This is a genomic window from Domibacillus indicus (assembly GCF_023715895.1).
Classification (GTDB): domain Bacteria; phylum Bacillota; class Bacilli; order Bacillales; family Domibacillaceae; genus Domibacillus; species Domibacillus indicus_A.
Map to the genome: position 1 here is coordinate 17,287 of NZ_JAMBOO010000035.1, position 23,842 is coordinate 41,128.

Consider the following 23,842-nt stretch of genomic DNA (forward strand, 5'->3'; position numbering starts at 1 on the left):
TAGACTGAATGAATTATGCGTCACATGACGGATTGCTTTTATGTTGAATAAAATGTTTTTCACCAAAAATTTTTGGATAGTTTTCCTTTTAGGAGTAATTTTGCTTTTTTCAAAGTGGTTATGTCGTTTCCTCCCTAATTTTCTTGAATGCTTCCGCTTTAATTAAAACCGTATATTCTTAAGAGTTAAATGGAAGCGCTTAACTAAATAGCCGGTAAAGGGTAGGATATTTCATTTAAAAGTGAATTAGCCTATTTTTGATCAAATACCACCTAGTTCTAACCCTATTAGCCACTATACTCGCTATTTCTTTGTTTATATTCATAGAAAGCATCTATTAAATATCACCTTTATGAGCAGTAGATTTTCGGACAATCAATTTAGGAGACAGCATCACACGTTGTTTCGATTCCTTCTTTTTTTCAATTTCCTCGATTAATAATTCGACTACTTTTTCTCCCATCTCTTCAATTGGCTGCGCAATTGTCGTGAGAGGCGGCTCACAGACTGTAGACAGCACTGTATCATCAAATCCAATAATCGATACTTCATCCGGCACTTTTAGATTTAATTCGTGTGCACCCTGCATTGCCCCAATCGCCAAGGATTCGGTAGAGGCAAAAATGGCCGTTGGCGGATTGAATTTTTTTAGAAGGCTCATTATGGATTTTTTTCCTTCCTCAAGAGAGGTGTTGTTAGTCAGGACTAAGTTTTCATCATAGCTCAGCCCGGCTTCTTCCAGCGCTTTTTTATAACCATTTACTCTCGCTTGCAAAGTAGAAAAGACCGTGTCTTCCGTAATCATTGCAATCTTTTGATGACCCAGACTAATTAGGTGGTTTGTCGCTTCATATCCGCCTAAGTAATCGTCCACCAGTACAGTATTTACAGCCAAAGAAGGAACATCCCTAGAAAGCAGTGCAATGGGGATATCCGTTTTAATCAGCTCTTTAACGGCCTCCTCTCTTTTGAGGCCCGTTGCTACAATGATGCCATCCGAGTATTTTTGTTTCAGAATCGAAACGTATTCCACCTCGTTTTTCAAATCATTGTCTGTGCTGCAGATCAAAAGGCTATAACCATACCGTTTTACATGGTTTTCAATAACACGTGCGATTTCCGCCATAAACGGATTTGCAATATCGGGAATCAAAAGCCCGATGGTTTGAATACGCTTTCTCACAGATGCAGCAACACTAGGCTGATAATTTAATTCCAGCATGATTGCTTTCACTTTGTTTCTGGTTTTTTCCGCAAGATTGCCTGTGTTATTAAGCACCTTAGATACAGTGGAAATAGATACTCCTGCTTTTTCAGCTACATCGTATATTGTGAATTTCATTCATTTTTCCCCTTCTATTCTCTCAGCAATGTAAACGTTACTCTAACCTAAGTTTTGTTGAAGGCTAAAAGTATCGAGTTATGGTCGAAAAAGCTGATTATGAGGCAAAAGCTGTTCATGTCGATTAGCTTTCAATTCATAAATAAAGAAAGGGATCTTCTTTTATTCAAAACAATAAGTTCGCTGTATCGTAACATCCACTTAATTATTAGTTTAGTTATCCTCCGTGTGGAATTGAAAGCCTCCACCACCTCTAGATTGCCTATTCACAGTTAATTTTTTGTAGCGCTTTTAAAACACTGGTTCATGTACCTCCTTTCTGTTTATTATCTATTTAGGAAAGTTATTTCCTAAATGATTATAAAAATAAAGGCGACTGATACTGAAAACAAAGAGAAAATCATCCTATAAAAAACTAAAATATTTAAAAATTCATAAATAAAGGGAAAGTTCTTTCTTTAATGTAGAGTGTATATTCTCATGGTGCTAATGTCAATAATATTTTTCAGTTTTTTCTGATTATTTATAAAATATAGAAATTTTTTTGATAAAATACTGGGTGACAGCATTGCACTGGATAACACTTTGATTTTTTTCCTCCAACCTTTTTTCAAAGCGGCTAGAGCATGGGTTGATAAAACTTTGATCAAATTAATTTTTACCATTGTTTTAGTCATCCAGGGATAGCGTTTAAAATTCAGAAGATTCAATGTCCTTTTAAATCATCTAATCACCTCCCTACTTTTATTTTTTACGCATACGAATGCGTTGATATTCAAAAAAATATTAAAATATTAGAAGGTAATAATGAATTCAAATATTTATCCTACACCACACATGTTAATCATAGATAATTGCAGACATGTATAAAGCGTGCTGGGCGATCGAATTCTTTTTTTGCTGGATTAAGCAGAACTTGAATGTGCCTGTGTTATTTGGCACGTCCAAAAATGTCGTGTACAATCAGCTTTTTGCGGCATTGATTGCTTATATGCTACTCAAGCTGCTGTATAACCATACTAAAGTTTCCATTTCGCAAGCCAATCTGTCTCTTGTCGACTTTTAGTGTATGCTTCTTTGTAGGGCACTTCCGCTAAAATGGCCCTGTTTTTTATGAATGAATAGCATTCAACCTTCACTTTGAGGAAAATGAATAGGCAGCGGATGAGGCCGGTTGAAATTGCTTTTTACGTGATAAAATTGGCCTTCCTTTGCAGACTTAAGTAAGCCTTCCATCACTTCCAAGGAGTGAAAAGCCATCTGGCCGCTTGCACGCTCTACCCGTTTGTCCCGGATTGCATACGCCATATCAATCAGGCCTATTCCACGGCTGTTCTCTTGGTGGCTCGTTTCATTAAACGGGTGAATGATCGGAACTTCTTCCCATCGGCTTAGAGGCTTCTGTCTCGGCATTGCTTTCCATCTGTACTGCTCTTTTGTTTTCAATAAAATGGGTCCGCCAAACAAATTAGGGCCGTCTAAGGGGTCAATATCATTTATGCAAATCGTACCCTTTGTACCGTATATCTCTAATCTCGGAAGCTCTGAATCCCATACATCAAAGCTCATTATAAATGTTGCAAGGGCATTGTTAGCAAACTGCAGTGTTCCTGTGATATGTGTCTCTACTTCTACTTCAATGACGTCTCCCTGCCTCGGTTCACTTTCAATAATCCGTTTATCAAATGTCCTTTTGGCCATTGCAGAACAGCTTCGAACCGGTCCAATTAAAGACAAAAGTGCTGTTATATAGTAGGGGCCAATGTCAAGCAGCGGACCTCCTCCTGGCTTGTAAAAAAAATCAGGATTTGGATGGAATGACTCAGTACCATGATAAGCGACAAAAGCACTTGCTCCTACAATATCGCCGATCGTACCTTCATCAATCAGTTTCCTGCATGTTTGAAGACGTCCTCCTAAAAAGGTATCAGGTGCACAGCCGACATATAGACCTTTTTCTTTTGCTAGATCAAGAATTTTCTTTCCATCTTCTAAAGCAGCCGCTAACGGTTTTTCCGTATATACATGCTTACCCGCTTCCAGTGCTTTAACCGTAAGCTCAGCGTGCACAGCTGGGACCGTTAAATTTAAAATAATATCGATTTCTGGGTCTTCTATCAATTCCTCAGCTGTTGCATATGCTTTTTCAATTTGATGCTGATCTGCTTTTTTGCGTGCCTTTTCAAGGTTCCTGCTTGCACAAGCTGCCACATGTACGATTTCATACTTCTTTAAGTTCTGAATATACACATCACTAATATCGCCTATCCCCAAAACACCAACGTTAAATTTTGTCACAGCTCGTTATCCTCCAAATTATAATATGTTTTTACAAAGCAAGACTTTAGTTCATTTTTGGCTTAGTAAACACTGTGAATCATCCTTCTTCTCACTGTAATTTGGAGCTGGACAGTAATCGCTATCATTAAAATAGTTTTGTCGTGTATTGTTATGGAGTTTCCCAATAGAAAATTTCTGGAGCGCCTGCCAAAAAAGGATTCAAATATAACCTGTTTTGATATGACCTCCCGGCTTGTAACTCTCCAATGCCGTTCAGAGAAACGGTACCGACGTTTTTAATCATTCGGTAAAATATTTAAATATTAGAAGGCTCGATGTATTTTTAACTCGTATATAATGCTTGTTTATTCCCCTCTCTGCTTTTCAATCTTTTACGCATACGGTTGCATAAAAGTTTAAGAATAAAGAAGTGGAATAAATTAATTATCTATTCCACACGACTCCCTAATTACCAGTGAAGGGCTTATCTCAAGCTTTAGCTTTGCTACTGGCTCAGTCGATTCAATCTTTTCTATTAATCGCTTGCATGTTAATGCTGCAATTTCCTTAGTCGGCTGATGCACTGTAGTTAGATACGGTTTATAACATGTGCATAAATCAATGTCATCAAACCCGACAACTGCTATATCCTGAGGCACATTAAATCCTGATTCTTTTAACGCTTGTATGGCTCCTAATGCCATCAAATCATTCTGTGCAAAAATAGCAGTGACGTCTTTTACCTTTTCTAAATGATTTAGTATTAATTCGTATCCTGATTGAAAAGTTTCATTTCCATAGATCAGCATTTCTTCGTCATATTGAATATTATTATTAATCAAAGCCGCTTTAAACCCTTCAGTTCTTAACTCAAATTCACCACCAACATTATTTGCTGAAATACATAATATTTTTTGGTGCCCTAATTTAATTAAATGTTCAGTGGCTATATATCCCCCCTTGAATTGATCTACACATACAAAATCTACTTCTTTCGCTTGATAAAAAGGAGGAATATATTTACAAAAAACAAATGGTACGTCCGTTTTTTCCAGCACATTTATTGTCTCATCATCTAACGATGGTTCTAATATGATAAGACCGTCTATCTTTTTAGCTGCAATAAGTCTTTTTATGTTATTTTTCTTTGTAAACCTATTTTGAAAAAACGAAATAATTACATCAAACTCCAAACGCTCCAAGCTTTCCAACAACTCATTCTGCCAAGATTTAAAGTGGGTGTCTACTCGAGAATCAAACAAAGTTTCCGGGAGAATTACACCAATTGTATAAGTTTTATTTGCGGCTAAACTTCTTGCATGTGAATTAAATTGAAAACCGTGCTCTTCTGCTATCTTTTTTATTCTCTTCTTTGTTTTCTCTGGTATCATTGGACTATCATTTAAGGATCTCGAAACAGTTGATTGGCTAACATTTGCCAGTTTTGCAAGATCTTTTGTAGTAATTGCCATCTATTTTCCTTCTTTCATAAAATTAACGCATCCGTATGCATTTATAAAAACACTTTATTAAATTTTATAATATTTTGGTCAACAGCTGAAGTGTTTTTATATTTCCATAAAATTTTAATATTCATACGTTTTGTTATCGTTTTCATTTAGGTAAATATACATAGGAGTGCATTAATTTTATTCATATTAAAATATTTATAATTTTTAGTCAATTCTTTTTTTGTTATTCTTCAGCATTTTTCTGCTTCTTTTCAGAATAAAAATTCAAGAATTTGTTTATATTAATTACTTTACTATTTAAAAAAGAAGGATCGTCATTCAGCCCCCACTTATCCTTACGCGCTACTCTGCACTGGATTTGAAGTGCGGTATTCTGGCGAAAATATCTGGTCGATAATGATGTTTTGAGTCCCGTATCGGTTAAGTATACTCCTTTGATTCTGAAAGCAACCTCAAAGATCTTCTGTTAAAAACTGCGCCTTTCCAAATCCAAAACTCCAGTCTGCATCTTCATTGACTGTAATAGAAACCATTACATCTTTGGGATCAATATTGCAGTCTTTCCGTAATTCCTCGACAATATATTTGTACAAATTTTGCTTTTGTTCTTCTGTTCGCTTTTTACTGGTGATGCTAATCAACACCATATCTTTTGAGCGCTCAAACCCTAGTCCTGTGTCTTCCATAATCATTTCATGAGCAGGGTGCTGATGCACTATCTGATAGCGGTCACGTTCGGGTACTTCGAATGCTTTAAGCATGGCACGATGAACAGCATCAAGCAGCTTCTTTAATTCTTCTTCTGTTCTTCCTTTTACAATATCAAAGCGTAGTAATGGCATCTTCTACCCTTCCGTTTCCTTTATTTATTATAACACCTCGTCCACTCGTCCCAAATTCTTTCATTTTTGCTTTGGCCGCTTCTTTCACTGCTTCAATCGCTGGTCTCAAGATCAAACGCGGCTCATACACATCGGGTTTTTCATTTAATGTCTGACGAATAGAAGTTGTCCACGCTTGAATATTTTCCGTGTTCACATTAATTTTAGCGTGACCCAATTCAATTGCACGCTGAAGCTGATGTAATGGAATACCCGATCCGCCGTGTAGTACCAGTGGAATGTCCGTTTTATCCATGATTTCTTTCATTTCTTCAAAACCAAGCTGCGGTTCACCCTGATATGGTCCGTGAACAGAACCAAGAGCGGCAGCCAGTGCATTAATGCCTGTTTCTTCGACAATGCGGATGCATTCATCAATATCCGCATATTGAATGCCACCAACCATTCCATCTTCCTGACCGCCCACTGTACCGACTTCAGCTTCGACCGAGACATCCTTTACTTTTGCATATGCCACGACCTCTTTTGTCATCGCGATATTTGCGTCAATTGACCCATGTGATCCATCGATCATCACCGATGTAAAACCGGCATCGATCGCCCGTTTGCAGCGTTCGATACTCATGCCATGATCCAAATGAAGTGCAACCGGAACAGTAATATTTAGTTCTTCTGTTAATGCCTTGACCATAGATGATATCGTCTTGAAACCGCCAAGATAATCAACAAGCCGGTCCGAAGCAGCCAAAATGATCGGTGCCTGTTCCTCTTCCGCAGCAAGCAAAAAAGCCTGGGCAAATTCAAGGCCATTGATATTAAACTGTCCTACTGCATACCTGTCTTTTTTTGCTTTTATCAACATCTCTCTCATTGAAACTAAAGCCATTTAATGAATCTCTCCTTTCACCTAGTTAGCCATTAAAAAATTCACTTTGCGGCCTATATCTTGCCCTTAAGTGCTATACGTTTGCTCGGATACAATTATTTAAATGACACAACGCCAATTCTCTTTCAAAATAACGGGTTCAGGAAAGAAGCCGCCGACTTCCGTCCCTTGAACCACTGCTACTGTAATATAGTTTAACAAGTTAATATCCTATATCGTGTGCAATCTTCTCTTAATACATCTTCGCCGTTTCTAGTTTTTCTGCTCTCGCGGCATAGGCTTTTTGAACGCTTTCAAACTCGGATACTTCAGCGAGACCAACGTTCCACCATCCATCATAGCCATCCGACATTGTTTTCGGAAGCACTTTCATATCAATCAATGTGGAAACAGACTGCTTTTTCGCATCTTCAAGCGCTGCTTTCAATTCTTCTACTGTGTTGGCTTTGTAAGATTTTGCTCCGTAAGCTTCTGCCACTTTTGCGTAATCGATGTTCATAATTTGATTATCATGTGTACGGAATTCACAGAAGTATGTTCCGCTTCCATTACCCATCTGCAGGTTATTAATACATCCATAGCCAGAGTTATCAAACAGGAGAATGTTGATTTTTTTATCGTACTGAAGCGCTGTTACAAGCTCTGTGTGAAGCATGAGGAAGCTGCCGTCTCCGACTGCCGCATATACTTCACGGTCCGGGTGAGCCAGTTTCGCACCCAGTGCACCGGCCACTTCATATCCCATGCAGGAATATCCGTATTCAAGATGGTACGTATTCGGCACATCTGAATGCCATAAGCGCTGCAGGTCGCCCGGAAGGGACCCGGCTGAACCGATGACGATGCTGTCCGGTGCGACTGCTTCATTGGCCGCAACCAAAGCAGCCGTTTGGGTGAATTCAGTGCCCAGCGCATCGGCGTACTCATTCATCGTTTCCTGGGAAAACTGGCCCTTGATTTCCGGTGTGAAGTTTTCACGGTTAAATGTTACGTTCGCCAGACGGTCACGTTCTGCCAGCCATTCCTCTTTCCATGCTGAAAGCAGGCCGCCAAATGCGGTTTTATAGTCTCCCAAAAGAGGTGCCAGCTGTTCAAGCGCGGTTTTTGCATCGGCAACTACCTGGAATGCGTCCAGCTTATAAGCCTGCATGCGGCTGACATTAATGTTTAAGAATGATGTTTTGTCAAAATCAAACTGCGTTTTGGATGATGTCGTGAAATCTGTATAGCGTGTGCCGACACCGATTACAAGGTCTGTATCACGCGCCACTTTGTTTGCAGCCGACGTGCCCAAGATTCCAAGACCGCCCAGGTTAGTTGGAAATGAGACTTCCACTGTTGATTTCCCGGCCTGTGTTTCTACAAGCGGGATATTATGTTTTTCAGAGATTTGTTTTAAAATGTCACGGGCACCTGAATAACGGGCACCGCCGCCGACAATAATGACGGGTTTTTTGCTTGCTTTGATCCGCTCTGCTGCGCCCTGCAGCTCGCGTTCTACCGCCGGCTTGCGGTCCAGATAATGAACACGTTTGTCAAAGAAACGCTCATCATAATCAAATGCTTCCCCTTCGACATCCTGTGCAATGCAGATCGTCGCTGGGCCGGCTTTAGCCGGATCGGTCATCACTTCAAACGCACGGATGAGTGCGGACATTAACTGCTCCGGACGTGTTACGCGGTCCCAGTAGCGGGAAACCGCCATAAACGCTTCGTTTGTGGTTACCGCTGTGCTGTGTTCATGCTCCAGCTGCTGAAGCACTGGATCAGGCTGGCGCGTCGCAAAGGTATCCGCCGGAAGCAAAAGAACCGGAATGTTGTTCGCAAACGCGGTTCCCGCTGCTGCGATCAAGTTTGCTGAACCGGGACCCGCAGATGTCGTGATCGCATAAATTTTGCGGCGGAGCATTTCGCGGCTGTAGGCGATGGCCGCCTGCGCCATGCCCTGCTCATTCTTTCCCTGATAGACTTTCAAATGGCCGGCATCCTGCTCAAGCGCCTGGCCGATCCCAAGCACATTTCCATGGCCAAATATGTTGAATACGCCTTCGACAAAAGGGGTTTCTTCGCCGTCCACATGGATGTACTGCTGATTTAAAAATTTAATTAACGCTTGCGCGGTTGTTAATCGAATAGTTCCCATTTTCTACTCACCTCTTAATGAATTGTTTTTTACACGTATACGGCAGATGCAATCAGCTGCTCAATCTCAGAAACAAGGGGCATCGCATCAGACGAGCTGTGTTTGCTGACTACAATCGATGCGGAAGCACTGCCATATTTCAAAGCAGTTTCAATGTCTTTCCCGCTGACCAGGGCATAAAGGAAAGCCGATGCGTAGGAATCACCTGCACCGAATGTTTTCAATACGTTTGTTTTGTACGCCTGCGCGCGGAATACTTCTCCCGATTTTGCATATGCGTACGACCCTTCTACTCCGTGTTTGATGACAACAAGATCGGCTGAATGCTTGAATAGATTTTGAATCGTTTCGTTGTTGTCGCCGCCCTGGATGTTTTCCATCACATCAAACTCATCGCGTGTGCCGATGACGATATCGGACTGTTCAGCCACAAGCGAATAATAAACAGCTGTTTCTTCCGGCGACTGCCATGTGTACGGACGGTAGTCAAGTTCGAACACAATTTTCACGCCGTGTTTTTTCGCCAGGCTGACCGATTTCAAAACGGCTTCGCGTGACGGGCTTTTTGCCAGCGCTGTACCGGAAACAAGCAGAATTTTCGCTTGTTTAATATAGTCTTCGCTTACCTCAGATGGCTCAAGGTATAGATCTGCTACATCGTCACGGTACATCAGGATGCTGCACTCATCCGGGCTTAAAATTTCCGTGAAGGCAAGACCGGTTTTATGACCTTCTTTATCTGTGACCATGTTCGACGTATCCACGCCGACTTCACGCATGTATTTTTCAATAAAACGCCCATGCTGGTCATCCGCTAATTTCCCGATAAAGCCTACCTTCAAGCCAAGCTTCGCGCTGCCGATCGCGACGTTTGCGGGTGAGCCGCCGACGTATTTCGTAAACGTCATCGTCTCTTCCATTGGCATGTTGTATTCGTTTGCATTTAAGTCGATGCAGGCACGCCCAATGGCGATTACATCAAGTTCTTTTTCATTATTGAATGTATAGTTCATTCGGTTTCACCGCTCCTTTAATTGGGTTAACGTTTTAAAATCCACTCATGGTCTGGATCATTATGAAATTTCTAAATGCGTGTCAGGCCGGCCATTACGTTTAAGTAATAAGACTCGTAGCCTCCCGGTACGCCAACTGATGCAATACTGCTGTTTTCACCTCGAATGTGTAGTTCATCCGGGTTCACTGCTTCTTTAGTCAGGTTGACGTTTTAAAATCCACTCATGGTCTGGATCATTGTAAAATTTCCAAATACGTGTCGGGCCAGCCATCACATTTAAGTAATAAGACTCATAGCCATCTGGTACGCCGACTGGATGGTATCCAGCTGGAACAAGCACGACATCACTGTTTTCAACGGTCATCGTTTCATCAATCGACCGGTCATCCGTATATACACGCTGGAACACGAAGCCCTGCGGCGGATTCATTTCATGATAGTAAGATTCTTCTAAGAATGACTCATCCGGCAGGTTATCCTGGTCATGTTTGTGCGGTGGGTAGCTCGACCAGTTTCCGCTTTCTGTGTAAACTTCTACGACAAGCAGGCTGTTTGCACGTGGGTCGGAATCCGGCAGGATATTATGTACCATCCGTTTATTGCTTAAAATGCCGCGGTTTTCAATGCCGACCTCCGAAGCTTTAATGAGTACAGTCGGCAGCTGCTCCTGGGAAGGGGAATAGCATAGTGCTACCCGGGCAGCCGTTGCGCCTTCTACGTGGAAAGTTTTATCGTTGGAAACATATACGCTGTCTGTCGGCACTTTCTCAAACACATTTTCACGCGTGCCAAGGCTGCGGAATTCTTCGCTTCCTTCGGTTACGTGAATTTTGCCTGTCAGGGCGACAATGCAGCATTCTGTTTTATTTAATGATTCAGTGTAAGTGGCGCCGGGAGCCAGATCAATGACTTTAAATCCGACATATTCGAGGGGAGAGTTTTCTTGTGTAACGTCATGGACAAGTGTGACGCCTTCTGATTGTTCTTTTTTCATTGGTTTTTGAAGCAAGCGGCTCATGTTATGTACCTCCTGATTTTTTCTTGAATGGCCTGCTGCCCGGGTTGAACCGGACAGCCAGGACCCATTCAAGCTATTACTTCACGTAGCGTGCAGTGACCATTTTCTTGCGTGTAAAGAATTCAACCCCGTCTTTACCATTCGCATGAAGATCGCCGTAGAATGAATTTTTGTAGCCTGAGAATGGGAAGAATGCCATTGGCGCCGGCACCCCAACGTTAATGCCCAGCATGCCTGCGTGGATCGTTTCACGGAACTGGCGTACCGCTGCTGCGCTGTCTGTGTACAGGCAGGCACCATTTGCCAGTGTAGAAGCATTGGCTGTCTCCACACCTTCTGCCAGGTCTTTTACGCGGACGACTGAAAGAACGGGTGCAAAGATTTCATCCTGCCAGATCGTCATCTCCTGTGTCACGTTATCGAAGATGGTGGCGCCAAGGAAGTAGCCGTCTCCTTTTGCGGCTTCGTCTTCGCGGCCGTCACGCACAAGCGTGGCACCCTGCTCGATACCGGCTTCAATGTAGCCGATTGTACGCTGTTTCGCATTTTCGCGGATGATTGGGCCAAGGAATACGCCGTCATCTAAACCGTTGCCAATTTGAATATTGTCGGCTGCTTCTTTTAATTTTGCGATAAACTCATCGGCAATGCTTTCTTCTACTGCTACAACGGCTGCAGCCATGCAGCGCTCACCCGCTGAACCAAAAGCGGCGGCTGTTACTTCTTTTGCGGCCAGGTCAAGATTTGCATCTGCCAGCACGATCGAGTGGTTTTTCGCACCTGCAAGCGCCTGTATGCGTTTCAAGTTCGCTGCTCCTGTTTTGTATACGTATTCTGCAACTGGCTGTGAGCCAACAAATGAGATGGCTTTCACTTTTGGGTGCTCAAGAAGGCCGTTTACGACATCATGCGCTCCGTTTACGATGTTTAGTACGCCGTCTGGAAGGCCGGCTTCTTTGAATAGATCGACTAATTTCGCTGCCAAAAGCGGCGTACGTTCAGATGGTTTCAATACAAATGTGTTACCGCATGCGATTGCCAGTGGATACATCCAACAAGGAACCATCATCGGGAAGTTAAATGGTGTGATGCCGCCCACTACTCCAACCGGGTAACGGTACATGCCTGATTCAATATTTGTAGCGATGTCTGGAAGCTGGCTGCCCATCATCAATGTCGGTGCACCGGCTGCGAATTCTACGCATTCAATCCCGCGCTGCACTTCGCCCATGGCTTCTGACAAGCTTTTTCCGTTTTCAATCGTGATCAGCTTCGCCAGCTCTTCCCAGTTATCAACAAGAAGTTGCTGATATTTGAAAAGAATGCGTGCACGCTTTGGAACAGCCGTCTGCGACCAAGTTTTAAACGCTTCGCTTGCGGCCTGCACAGCACGGTCTACGTCTTCTTTTGTAGAAAGCGGCACCTGGGCAATTTCTTCGCCTGTTGCAGGATTTACAACCGTTTCGGTCTGGCTGGACAGAGATTCCACCCATTCTCCATTTATGTAGTTTTGTAATGTTTTTACCTCGGAATTAATTGCTGACATGTATATATTCCTCCTTAGAAATAGATGTTCTTATTGAAATTGAAATCGATTTCAATATTATGTTAATAATAATGCTCGCTGATGGTTGAGATGGATCTATTTACAAGCATTTTCCTATTTGAATAGAGTTTTATTTTACCTATACCGTTTTAATAAAGATTCATATAAAAAACCTCTCAGCTCAACACTGGAAAAGCGTCATCGATACAGGAATATCAACGTTTACATCTAACATAGGTGTGTAATCTTAAAATTTATTTACCTGAGATTTTATATGATTAATACCATCATATTTATCTGTTTTGTCATCATAATAAGTACGGAAGGACTCTTCAATTTCTTCCAGTGTGCGACCTTTAGTTTCAGGTAAGAACTTCGCCATTAAGAAGATAGATACACATCCTACCCCTGCGAAGATAAAGAATGTTACCGACAAACCCATTTTATCAAGCATGACAGGGAACAATAAACCAATGACAAAGTTTGTCATCCAAAGGAAGAATACACTAACACCCATGCCAAATCCTCTTAAGCGTGACGGGAAAATTTCGGATAGTGAAACCCATAATACTGGCCCAATTGCCCCTTGCATGAAAGCGAGAAATGTGACGGTTAGTGCCAGCATCACATATGGAAGCGCCTCAGATGATACAACCGTAGATGAAAGGATCCCAATTAGTAGAAGGGTTAAGGTTGTTCCTGTTAAACCCGTCAACATCATAGGGCGACGTCCGACTCTACCAAGAAGCCAAATCCCTACAATTGTCGCTAAAACCGAAATGACACCGTTTGCAACATTGCCGATTAATGCAGCAGACGTTGCAAAACCTGCTTGTCTGAGAATTTCAGTTCCATAATACATGATTGAGTTAACGCCAGTAGCTTGAGTAACAATGGCGATAGCAATTCCGATAAATACGATGCGACGCATCCATGGCACAGTAAGATCTTTAAACGATGCTTCTTTCAAATCAGATTCTGCAGCCAAAGCTGTTTGAATCTCTTTGAGTTCAGTCAGCGCTTGCTCTTCTGTACGTATCTTACGGAGTATACGCAGCGCTTCTTCGTTTCTTCCCTTTTTCACAAGCCATCGGGGACTTTCTGGTACTTTAAGCATACCAAAGAATAAAAGAATTGCTGGTACTCCTGCAATACCTAACATGTAACGCCAAACTCCTTCGCCACTTAATAGGTTACCAAGAATAGCATTAAAGACGAAGGCTAACAATTGCCCACCTACAATCATTAACTCATTACGGGTAACCAATTGGCCTCTTCTATCAGAGGGCGACATTTCAGCTATAAATGTAGGAACTGCTACTGATGCTCCGCCAACAGCCATACCTAGTAAGAAGCGGAAGATAACCATTCCCGTTACGCTTGGTGATAGGGTACAACCAAGCGTAGCAATAAAGAAAAGGATTGAAAGGAAAAGGATATTTTTACGCCGTCCAATACCATCCGAAAGCCGACCACCAAATACAGCTCCTACCGCAGCCCCTAAAAGAAGAACACTTGTAACAAGACCTTCTGTGAATGAAGTTAGATTAAAATCGTCCGACATATAAGGCAAAGCCCCATTGATAACGCCGGTATCATAACCAAATAGAAGACCTCCGAATGTTGAGACTAAGACAATGGTGCTCAAAAATGATATGTGATTTTGATTAGCCTGTTTGTTCATATTCTTGCCCCTTTCCTTTCTGTTGATAATTGATCAGGGAACGTAATCAAGGTCTCTTTTTCAATTAAATTCAATGTATTCTTTTTAATCGAAATCTTTAGGCAGAGCTTCCTTTAATACCTGAGTCGACTTTTTCAAAGCAGTAAGTGGATCCATCGTTAAGTCTTCCATTTCTAGGCTAACCTGTCCGTCATACCCCACCATACTCAGTACGGAAAAGAATTCCTTCCACCAGCTAACGTCATGACCATGACCTAACGCTACATAGTTCCATGAACGATTTGAAAAACTATCAATTGTTTTTGTATCAAGTACACCCTCTGCATCAACGAGTCCTTTTTCCATACGTGTGTCTTTGGCATGAACATGATAGATTGCTGGTCCTAATTTTCTTAACGTTGCGATTGGATCTCCTCCCATCCAGAACAGATGACTAGGATCAAAGTTCATGCCAATCATGTCTCCTACATGATTTCTTAGCTTAAAGAGTGTTTCCGCATTATAAACGAGCTGGGAGCCATGATTCTCCAAAGCAATTTTTTCAATTCCATGTTCTTTTGCCTCTTTCACGGTTTTTTCCCAATATGGAAATGCTACCTCACTCCATTGCCAGTTTAAGATTTCAAGATTGATTGGCGGCCAGCTTGTTGTTACCCAGTTAGGAGTTGTCTCTCCTGGTCCTCCTCCAGGAAGTCCTGACATCATGTTTATGGTTTTTATCCCTAATAGTTCTGCAAGTTTAAATGTTTTTTCCACAACTTTCTGGTGTTCTCGTCCCTCCTCATTTGGAGCTAACTGGTTACCGGAGCAATTCAGAACCTCAATTGAAAGGCCTCTTTCCTTTAAAACGTTTACAAATTTTTCACGTTGAATGGAACTCTCGATTAAAGCATCCAGATCTACATGTGGGGCCTTGGACCAATTCCCACATGCAAATTCTAAGTTTTCATACCCTAAGGACACGGCAGTATCAGCCATTTCTTCTAGAGACATGAAGCCTAAACAATCTGTCACCAAACTCATTCTCATGATAAAAACTCCTTTCTATTAAATTAATGTTTTCCCGCCAGCAATAGTCATTGAAGTACCAGTAATATAGTTTGCTTTCTCGCTACTTAAAAACAGCATAAATTCTGCTATCTCCTCAGGTGTCGCTAATCTCTTCATTGGAACCTGGCCTTTTAATAATTCTTCATATTCCTGTGGTGCTTTGCCTTCAATTACGCTCCGTTTTTGAAACACCTCTTGCAGCATTTCGGTATCTACAAAACCAGGACAAACTGCGTTGACCGAAATTCCGTATTCTGCCAGCTCAAGCGCAAGCACCTGGGTCAACGAATTAACAGCCGCTTTTGATGCACAATACGCCCCGTTTCCAAGCTCGCCAATTTTTGAAGCTTGAGATGAAATTGTAACTATTTTTCCATTTTTGACTTCGTTTCTAATCATGTTTTTTCCAACATATTTACTAAGCAGATAAACAGATTTTAAATTTACATTGAACACTCTATCCCATTCTTCTTCTTCGATATCTAAGATTAATCTCGAAGTAGAGATACCAGCACAGTTAGCCAGTACATCAATTTTTGTGAATTGAGATTCAACTTCTTTAATTGCAGCTTCAATCTCTTTTGAAGAAGTCACATTTACAACAAGAGGTAATACTGTTACTCCTAATGCTTCTATTTCTTTTGCAGTGGCTTCAACCATTTCCTTATTTAAATCCATCAACACAATATTAGCGCCTTGTTCAGCATATTTGACAGCCAATGCTTTCCCAATTCCTCTTGCAGCTCCTGTAATGATACATGTCTTTCCTTGTAAATATTTCTCCATTTTTTTCACCATTTTCTATGTAGTATTTTTAGAATTTCACTTTTCGCATACGCTTGCATAAATCAGCAAAAAAATAAGAAGAAGGATCACTAAATCTAAAGGTCTATTAAAGATCATTCCCTGATTACTAATACATATCTAATCTCAAGTTTTTGACTATCGATTATATGGATTATATTTTCTTTATCAAACGCTTACATATTAACGCAAAAATTTATCTATTAAGTTGCCGCGCTATTGTAAGTCAAGATTTGTATTTGAAATCATAGGAATCGCATTTGGACATATCGAACTTTAGATTCACTTGCCCTTGTATTCGCCATTTTTGCAATTTTTCTATGGTAACTGCCTAAGTAGCTTCTTCCTCTTTTATCAGTTACGCATACGTATGCGTTAAGATTTGATTTCATTCTACAATATGCAGATTATTTAGTCAATTAAATTTTTAATTTATGTTGATTGGAAACGACAATTTTCTATTCACTTCTCAATTGTTTTATGGTAAATCGCTTGTATTCATATTCTTTTTTACTGTTGTTTTGATGAAAGAGTTTGTATCCACAGCAACTAAACTATCTTCTTTAGAATAATAGCTCTTCAGTATGTCTACAAAAATAATAGGCACTAGGGATAGTTATAAGAAAAATAATTTTGAGGTGAATAACATGATCGATATTATTCATAACCCCTTTGAGATAAAGAAAATATAAATTAAAATAGATATTCTTTAAAAGGATAGATAAAACCATTCAAATAAACCAAGAGAACTGTTACTCAACAAAGGAAGTCGCAGAGATGAGTGGCCTCTCTATTTCTACGGTCCATGCGTATGTTCAGGAAGGAAAGCTAAAACCTATGAAGGATCGGAGGTAACCAGAGGCTTCTTTTTTCTAAAAAAAATTGAGCGGCTAATCCAAACAATGCCTACAACGCTAGAAGGCTTAACCTTAAACCAAGCGGCAGAGTACCTGCAGACGAATCGGAACTTTGTTGCCGCTTATATTAAAGAAGGGCTTCTTCCAGCTTCCGAAGGACAGGTAAAAGGTCGTACCATTCCCCTTATCCAAGAAAGCGATCTTAAAGAATTCAGCGAGCTGCATGAAAAGAAAATTTGGGAAGACCGGCTTTTCCAGCGACAATACTACAATAAAAAAGCAAAAGAAGCCGTGTATCAGCGCTTTTCTTCCCCTTCCATTCCGGAAGCAAGACTTATGCGCAAAGGTTTAGGGGACTGGTACTTTATTGTGCCGGGAACCGATGAAACATTCAGCTATATGGAAGGGATCTATACACACAGGTTAACACCTGACTACTCCATTGAAATGGGTAAACGCAGTACAAAGCCCGGATATGCGGTGCTGAATCTGCCGGCCGTCTATTCCCTGACCTATCAAGTAATGGATCTGCTTTATCAGCAGGTGCCGGTGGCCAATATGTACATGGAGCGGTTAAAGGATCGATGGGTCATTCATATGAAAGATGCCCGGTTAAATAACGTTTCGGTTGAGTTAGCCGACTTTATTAAACGCTCGGCTAAACAAGGGGGGGTGCGGTATGTTCCAGAATATGAGGCGCTCAGCATTGAATCGGAGGAGGAATTGCTGTCGGTTTCCCTGTCCGTGTATATTAAAGAGTGGCTGCGTAATAAAGGAGAACAGACAGGCAAGAGTATGCAGGACATTGCAGCAGAAATCCTTGAAGAAGTATATAAACGTGAACAGGACCAAAGCAGGGATAGTATCAATAAATTTCAAGCATTCAACTAGAATGATGACTGATTTCCCTAAGTTAGTTCTTTATTTTCACTTCCCATGGTTGTAATTATTTAGTTCCTGCTTCTTTATTAAATAAGCGAAGAACCTGTTTTAAAAGCTATGTGGTCCCTTCCACATGGCTTCTTTGTGCTCTATACTAACTTAGGTTTCCCTAAAAAAAGGTAACATTCTGCATCCCGGGCCGCCTGTAGATCATGTTGAGATATTTTATAATAATTTATGTATTTGAATTTAACGCATAGTATATAAAGCTAAAAAATGCGTGAAATAAATTATGATGCTCTTAACAGCGTCTCGCTTTGACTATGAGTTATGATCCCTCTTTAGCCTTGATTTTGCTGATTTTGATAGTTTACAGCAAAGCTAGAAGGTTATAAATATACACTAAATTAGACTTTGCTCAAAACTTTTAATTTATGAATACGCCAGCTAATACTTGTTATCTCTAAGAATATTCATAAACGGTGGTTAATGAGACATAGATTTTGAGCAATGTTTTGAGACAAGAAAATATAGAATTTTTGGCAAAATAAGCTGTTCAAAAAAACATCTCAAAAACGGTCGTTTTTGATAAGGCGATAAGTGGGGAAAACTATTTTTCATCCTTCGTAAAATCTGAAAAATACATTTATATTACATTTTCATGCAGTATTCAAAACTGTTAAGTTTTGACACCGTTTCTACAACAAAGTGTACATACAACAAAAATAAAGCAGCTCTTAAAACAACTGCTTTACTCGTTGACATTCTCGCTTATTCATCTACTTAAGCGAGAATCTTTATGTAACATAATATAAAAATAGATAGGTTATTGAACACAGAATAATGAACAGATTTTTGTGACAGAAAAGACGTTAAAAAAGTGCCCTTTTAGGAACTGGGTGGCTGTGTTCAGAAAAGGACGAGTTTCTGCACATAACGGATGATTAATGAGACATAGGGTTTGAGCAATGTTTTGAGAAACAATAATAATAAGATTTTGGCTAAAAGAAGCTATTCATAAAAACATCTCAAAAATGATCGTTTTTGAGACAAGTAAGAAACCGAAATGTCACCATAGTTCCCTTGTGCCTACTCTCGAAATATATGCTATGCTTTAGGAAATAAACTCCAATAATAAGTAGTGGGAGGGATCTTCATGTGCTTTAAACCATCTGCAACAGAAGCAGGGGACCAACTAGGAGAAATTTTAAAACATTATGAAGAAAAGAACGTACAATTCATCATACGAACAAAAGATGAGAATGCCGCCATCCCATTTATACACACAGTTGTTTCAAATATGCGATGCATGATTTTAAAGGTTGAAAAGCTTGGGAATATCATTTCCGTTGGGAGTGATAGTGACAACGACAAGGCAGGCTTCAATTTCACCAAAAGTAATATAAATAAAGTTGAAGTTGATGATACTTTTTTCCCGGGGGAAGTCAGCAGGATACAGGCCGCTTATGAAGTACACTGTAAAGATGGCACAATGATTGAAATAGATGTGTTGGAATAGAAAAAGCTCTTTGAATAAAGTTTTAAGCCCAAAAGGAGAGAGGACTAGTTTTTAGTCCTCTCCTTTACTTATCACATAAGTGAAAGTTTAGCCTACACAAAATCCGTTTTACAGCTAAATGTTATCTATTCAAGCAGTTATGTTAGATAAACAAGCATTATGGTATCTCATGGGCTGATCAGAAATACCAGCTAATTCAAAGCTGCCTTTATTTCACTTTTGACTACAAGCTATGACTACTGCAGGACTCTAAAGAGCATAAAAAAAAGACCGTCCGTTGACATTCCTATTTTTGACAGCTATTGCTTGCTTGTATGTGTAACTCTTGTTGCACAGTAGGAGATAAAGCTATTTCCTCAAACGAAATTGTTCCTGTATCGTTTCCCTTCTCATCAATAAGAAAATTCCCATATAGTCGGTAAACTTCCTTATACATACTCTCAAGGTTTTTAGCAATAACTACAATTTGGACTGTTTCGCCGTTCCGTTCGAGTTTAATAACATATCTTTTTCGTGATTGTACGATGCCCATTTTTCATTACTCCTCTTAACCGGATGTAAGTCATATACCCTTGTTGTCTGTTAGACAAAACTAAGTTGAGAGAAGTATCTGTTCTATTCTGAAACTTTTTAAGTTATGACTACTTGAAATTTAAAATTTGATTATCGAAATCAAATTTTAAAGCTGCCGCCATGTGGTTACGTTCTATCCTTCTTTTCTTCGTCGACGAAAGGAGGTGACATGGATCTGATCCTTCGGGCAATCGCAACGATTGCCAGCTGCACCAGCGCGGTTTACGCAATCCGGAACTTTAACCGGACGCACAAGAAGCCGAAGGGCAAGCACCGCAAGTAGAAAAAGCCGGGATGGAGGGTAAAACCTTTATCCCGGCTTTTTCGTGTTGAGCAAAGAATTATTAGTGAATAGTTGACCGAAACTGTTGAATAACCTTTACGTTAATATCAAATAAATAGAGATGCCAATCATTGCAGCCAATAGCATGGTTGATATACGATACCAACCAGTAACCAATTTTTCACCTCTGCTAAGATAGCTTGATATGATAACAAGACCAGCGACTGATAGATAAGAATTCAAGTCGTTTAGTATCTTGATTTCCCATTCGACCGTTTGGAAATGGAAATAAAACATAAATAAAAATAGATAAGTAAAAAAGATAAACAACAATTCTTTAACTAATTGAAATTTCAAAGCAGCCATCCTTTATTATGTAATGCCTAAATTATACTAAAGAACAATGCCCATTCATACAGCTCCTAAAAAACAAAAGATGATTAGTCAACAGTACGGTCATACTTTACGTTAAACGCCCCGGCTTCTTTTGACAGCCAGGGCGTTTTCAATTCAACATAATTACATTTATATTGAATTAGGAAGCGAGTTTTATGGTTCACTTTTTGAACTAACGCACCCCGTTAGTTCAACAAGCACTACATTAACTCACCATACATTTCATATCTCCCTAAAAATTCATGTATTTCTTTTTTCACCCTTCGCATATCTCCATATCCATCCACAGCCATTTCATATTCAGCGTCTAATTCATTTATTTTTGAAAATATATCATCTTCAATATTTCGTTCCCAAGCTAATCTATAAATCGAAGTAATCACTTGATGAATTTCGAGTTCTTTTTTCGCAAATGATTTGTACAGGAGACCTAATATAACTTTCGATGCAATATCTATGTGATTTCCTCTTGTTATTTCATTTAAAAGGCTGATAACGTCATCTATTTTTTTATTACTCGATAACGAAACTTCGTACAATTGATAAGGAATTTCAGAAGATTCCAATTGTAATATCGTTAAATCAATCCATTCAACTACTTTAGGCAATTTAAAATACCCTATTCCCAATCCAAGTTGATATGCAGCCAACTTCTCCGACAAATTCAGCATTTTTTAATCCACCGTTCAAGAATAATTTGTCTTAATTTTAGCATATTTTACTTCAACTAAACTGACACATTCGTATTATAAGGTCAGCCAGAAAATATTTCTGGTTGACCATTTTTCATATGGTTTTATGATATCAGTAGCCAGGGTAGAACGTAACTGCCCGTGGGGCCGGACCCCGTCAACTAAACCGTTCGCCCCCTACTTGTAGAAACATGATTGAGGCTGGTTGGGACGTAGATCTCGTATAACAAGCGAAGCTGTGATACTGCATGAAGGATTAGGGGTTACTGGCAAATCACCATATTAGGAGGAGATTCAGAATGAATCCAGTCGTCGGTCTGGATATATCGAAAGGGGAAAGTCAGGTTCAAGCCTTTCTAGATAAAGGTAAGCCATACAGTAAGAGCTTTAAAGTAAATCACACTCTTGAGGGCCTTCGTTCACTTGTGTCGTTTCTTGAGAATGTAAAGCAAGAAGCTGGGAAGAAACCTTCAGTAATATTAGAGGCTACTGGGCATTATCAAACTCCAGTCGTTCAATACTTGGAAGAACGGGGCTATTTATTGGTTATCATCAATCCATTGATCTCATATAAGGCAAGAGGATCAAGTTTGAGAAAAGTAAAGACAGATGCCATTGATGCCTACCTCCTCTGTGAGTTGTTTTATAAAGAGGAATTAGAACCTTATAAAAAGCGTGGAGTTCAGTTATTGAACCTTCGGAATCTTACAAGACAACACGAAAATATAACTGGAGTTATGATTCAGACAAAGCTTCAATTTCAAGCAGTGCTTGAACAGGTGTTTCCTGAATATAAAGGGGTCTTTGGTGATTTATATTCGGTTGTTTCACTCTTAACTCTTTCAGAGTTCCCTTCTTCCGAGGATATTTTGAGAGCCAGTGAAGAAACAATTACAGACGAGATATTTGGATTATGTAAAAGTCGATCAATCAGGTGGGCAAAAGAAAAAGCTGTTCAGCTTAAAGCTGCAGCAGCCCGTAATCCTTTTGAAAAAACAGTGTACCAAAGCCATATATTAAGTCTTCGTATGTATATTAATATTCTTCTTCAATACAAAGAACATCTATCAAAGTTAGAGTCAGAAATAGATGCCCTCGCTAAGGAAATTGAAGAATATAATATCATCAAATCTATCCCTGGTATTGGAGAAAAGATCGCTGCAACGATCATTTCTGAAATTGGAGAGATAGATCGATTTACTGATCCTAAAAAGCTGGTAGCTTTCGCTGGAGTTGATCCTAGTGTATTTGAATCCGGTAAGTTTACAGCCACTAAAAACCGAATCACTAAAAGAGGGTCAAGCAGGCTTCGTCACGCCTTATATATGGCAGTTCGTTGTGCAATTCGTGACTGTCGTAAGATCAAAACAAGCGATGAAATCATTCCTCGTAATAAGAAATTACGGGAGTTCTATGATAAAAAACGTGAAGAAGGAAAACCCTTTAAAGTAGCCGTTATTGCGTGTGTAAATAAACTCTTACATTGGATATTTGCCCTATTAAAGAACAGAACAACTTTCCAGGATATAGCTTAAAATCTACACCCAACTAAATAACACAAAACCTTCCAAAACATGATTAAAAGAAGGTTATTTGTCATGCTTATTTTTAGTGTATCATGCGATTTTCAAGATTTTTATTGAAAAATATTGACAAACTATTAGCTGGTTTAGTTCAATAAGACGCATTAGAGAAATCTTCTCGTGATTGCACTCAAATCGAAAAAACACCCTAAGTTCTAAAGATCCAGGGCGTTCTCAATACAACAAAATTGCATTTATGTCGCATTCACTTCACTTTATTGAATTCGCTATACTAACCAAAACCTGTGCTGTAACTTCGTCACCAATTCGCTTATCTACGCCCAAAAGATATTGCCAACCGTCTTTTTCGAATACAAACAAGTTAGACCCCTTTAAAACATTCGTGCTGTATAACGCTTCTGTTTGGTTTTGTAATTTATATACCTTTTTGATGTAATTGTTTTTAAATTCTAACCTGTTTTCGCTTGGCCGAATATCTATTTTATAATGAACCTCGCCATTCTTCTCGTTTATATATTCAATTTCAAGGCTGTCATCCACATCACCTTCTAAGTCGTTGAAACGGCCAAAACGATGCGTAAATGGTACGGAAGGTATTTTTATAGGCAACTTCACTTCTTTTCTAAAATGACCTTCAAATTTATCTAAAGCCTGTTCCGCAGAGCTATAGCCTAATTCAAAATATGATTCTTCTATGGGGTGCAATTTATTCTCATTAGGATACACATGATTACTCAAAAACAAGGCTAAAGTGCTTAAGCTAAGGAACAGTGTAAAAACGATCTTTTTCAAAACAAAATACCTCCTCAGTCTTGATGAAGGTATTTTATCCAGCTGCACATCTATTTATTAACTGAATGACGGATTTGGAATACAACAAAATTTCCTGATATGCTCCCCCTTAAGTGGACAGTGTAGAAAAGCAACACTACTGTTTACTCAAGGGGGATTTTAAATGGCGAAAAAACAAACATACTCTGTAGAGCTTAAACTGCAGGCAGTCGAACTGTATAT

19 protein-coding genes and 1 pseudogene are annotated in these 23,842 nt (G+C 39.8%); 5 read left to right on the forward strand and 15 right to left on the reverse strand.

Translation table 11 applies throughout. The features are described from left to right. Window positions 1-337: 337 nt before the first annotated feature. Window positions 338-1,342 (reverse strand): LacI family DNA-binding transcriptional regulator, encoded by a 1,005-nt coding sequence (locus tag M3221_RS23715; protein WP_251274538.1) that lies wholly within the window; start codon window positions 1,340-1,342, stop codon window positions 338-340. A gap of 853 nt (window positions 1,343-2,195) precedes the next feature. Between M3221_RS23715 and M3221_RS23720 the strand changes: the two are divergent. Next, a pseudogene (locus tag M3221_RS23720) lies at window positions 2,196-2,396 on the forward strand (IS4 family transposase); the annotation flags it as partial. A 74-nt stretch (window positions 2,397-2,470) separates the two neighbouring features. Here M3221_RS23720 and M3221_RS23725 read toward each other — a convergent pair. The 11 genes from M3221_RS23725 to M3221_RS23780 all read right to left on the reverse strand — a co-directional run bounded on the left by M3221_RS23725 (window position 2,471) and on the right by M3221_RS23780 (window position 16,064). Further along, on the reverse strand, window positions 2,471-3,640 hold the full coding sequence (locus M3221_RS23725) for a Gfo/Idh/MocA family protein (protein WP_251274539.1): 1,170 nt from the start codon (window positions 3,638-3,640) through the stop codon (window positions 2,471-2,473). 422 nt (window positions 3,641-4,062) lie between these two features. Then, the gene (locus M3221_RS23730; RefSeq protein WP_251274540.1) at window positions 4,063-5,094 is read right to left on the reverse strand and encodes a LacI family DNA-binding transcriptional regulator; all 1,032 of its coding nucleotides are present in this window, start codon (window positions 5,092-5,094) and stop codon (window positions 4,063-4,065) included. Between the two features lie 452 nt (window positions 5,095-5,546). Then, window positions 5,547-5,936 (reverse strand): tautomerase family protein, encoded by a 390-nt coding sequence (locus tag M3221_RS23735; RefSeq protein WP_251274541.1) that lies wholly within the window; start codon window positions 5,934-5,936, stop codon window positions 5,547-5,549. Further along, complete coding sequence (gene fba / locus M3221_RS23740; protein ID WP_251274542.1) at window positions 5,917-6,822, reverse strand: class II fructose-1,6-bisphosphate aldolase; 906 nt, start codon at window positions 6,820-6,822, stop codon at window positions 5,917-5,919. The genes M3221_RS23735 and fba overlap by 20 nt, the downstream gene beginning before the upstream one ends. A gap of 232 nt (window positions 6,823-7,054) precedes the next feature. Beyond that, window positions 7,055-8,965 carry a 3D-(3,5/4)-trihydroxycyclohexane-1,2-dione acylhydrolase (decyclizing) gene (gene iolD / locus M3221_RS23745; RefSeq protein WP_251274543.1) on the reverse strand — a complete coding sequence of 637 codons (1,911 nt, stop codon included), beginning with the start codon at window positions 8,963-8,965 and terminating at the stop codon, window positions 7,055-7,057. Window positions 8,966-8,994: 29 nt separating this feature from the next. Then, complete coding sequence (iolC, locus tag M3221_RS23750; protein WP_251274544.1) at window positions 8,995-9,978, reverse strand: 5-dehydro-2-deoxygluconokinase; 984 nt, start codon at window positions 9,976-9,978, stop codon at window positions 8,995-8,997. A 195-nt stretch (window positions 9,979-10,173) separates the two neighbouring features. After that, window positions 10,174-10,998 carry a 5-deoxy-glucuronate isomerase gene (gene iolB / locus M3221_RS23760; protein WP_251274545.1) on the reverse strand — a complete coding sequence of 275 codons (825 nt, stop codon included), beginning with the start codon at window positions 10,996-10,998 and terminating at the stop codon, window positions 10,174-10,176. A 76-nt stretch (window positions 10,999-11,074) separates the two neighbouring features. Beyond that, on the reverse strand, window positions 11,075-12,544 hold the full coding sequence (locus tag M3221_RS23765; RefSeq protein ID WP_251274546.1) for a CoA-acylating methylmalonate-semialdehyde dehydrogenase: 1,470 nt from the start codon (window positions 12,542-12,544) through the stop codon (window positions 11,075-11,077). A 247-nt stretch (window positions 12,545-12,791) separates the two neighbouring features. Beyond that, on the reverse strand, window positions 12,792-14,228 hold the full coding sequence (locus M3221_RS23770; protein ID WP_251274547.1) for a sugar porter family MFS transporter: 1,437 nt from the start codon (window positions 14,226-14,228) through the stop codon (window positions 12,792-12,794). A gap of 84 nt (window positions 14,229-14,312) precedes the next feature. Continuing rightward, window positions 14,313-15,257 carry a sugar phosphate isomerase/epimerase family protein gene (locus M3221_RS23775; protein WP_251274548.1) on the reverse strand — a complete coding sequence of 315 codons (945 nt, stop codon included), beginning with the start codon at window positions 15,255-15,257 and terminating at the stop codon, window positions 14,313-14,315. Between the two features lie 18 nt (window positions 15,258-15,275). Further along, on the reverse strand, window positions 15,276-16,064 hold the full coding sequence (locus tag M3221_RS23780) for an SDR family NAD(P)-dependent oxidoreductase (protein WP_251274549.1): 789 nt from the start codon (window positions 16,062-16,064) through the stop codon (window positions 15,276-15,278). Window positions 16,065-16,817: 753 nt separating this feature from the next. On the opposite strand from M3221_RS23780, the gene M3221_RS26955 reads away from it, so the two are divergent. The 3 genes from M3221_RS26955 (at window position 16,818) to M3221_RS23790 (ending at window position 19,340) form a co-directional block, all read left to right on the forward strand. Next, on the forward strand, window positions 16,818-16,937 hold the full coding sequence (locus tag M3221_RS26955) for a helix-turn-helix domain-containing protein (protein ID WP_396395392.1): 120 nt from the start codon (window positions 16,818-16,820) through the stop codon (window positions 16,935-16,937). Window positions 16,938-16,984: 47 nt separating this feature from the next. Beyond that, the gene (locus M3221_RS23785) at window positions 16,985-17,830 is read left to right on the forward strand and encodes a helix-turn-helix domain-containing protein (RefSeq protein ID WP_251274550.1); all 846 of its coding nucleotides are present in this window, start codon (window positions 16,985-16,987) and stop codon (window positions 17,828-17,830) included. A gap of 1,147 nt (window positions 17,831-18,977) precedes the next feature. Beyond that, window positions 18,978-19,340, forward strand: coding sequence for a hypothetical protein (locus tag M3221_RS23790; protein ID WP_251274551.1), 363 nt, complete (start codon window positions 18,978-18,980; stop codon window positions 19,338-19,340). Between the two features lie 286 nt (window positions 19,341-19,626). On the opposite strand, the gene M3221_RS23795 is transcribed toward M3221_RS23790, so the two are convergent. Together M3221_RS23795 and M3221_RS23800 are read right to left on the reverse strand one after the other, a co-directional pair. Next, window positions 19,627-19,872 (reverse strand): hypothetical protein, encoded by a 246-nt coding sequence (locus M3221_RS23795; RefSeq protein WP_251274552.1) that lies wholly within the window; start codon window positions 19,870-19,872, stop codon window positions 19,627-19,629. A 920-nt stretch (window positions 19,873-20,792) separates the two neighbouring features. Continuing rightward, window positions 20,793-21,263 carry a hypothetical protein gene (locus M3221_RS23800; protein WP_251274553.1) on the reverse strand — a complete coding sequence of 157 codons (471 nt, stop codon included), beginning with the start codon at window positions 21,261-21,263 and terminating at the stop codon, window positions 20,793-20,795. 320 nt (window positions 21,264-21,583) lie between these two features. Between M3221_RS23800 and M3221_RS23805 the strand changes: the two genes are divergently transcribed. Further along, the gene (locus M3221_RS23805) at window positions 21,584-22,819 is read left to right on the forward strand and encodes an IS110 family RNA-guided transposase (protein ID WP_251274554.1); all 1,236 of its coding nucleotides are present in this window, start codon (window positions 21,584-21,586) and stop codon (window positions 22,817-22,819) included. A 258-nt stretch (window positions 22,820-23,077) separates the two neighbouring features. On the opposite strand, the gene M3221_RS23810 is transcribed toward M3221_RS23805, so the two are convergent. Further along, a complete protein-coding gene (locus M3221_RS23810; RefSeq protein WP_251274555.1) occupies window positions 23,078-23,620 on the reverse strand; it encodes a hypothetical protein in 543 nt (180 codons plus the stop codon). Window positions 23,621-23,842 lie beyond the last annotated feature (222 nt).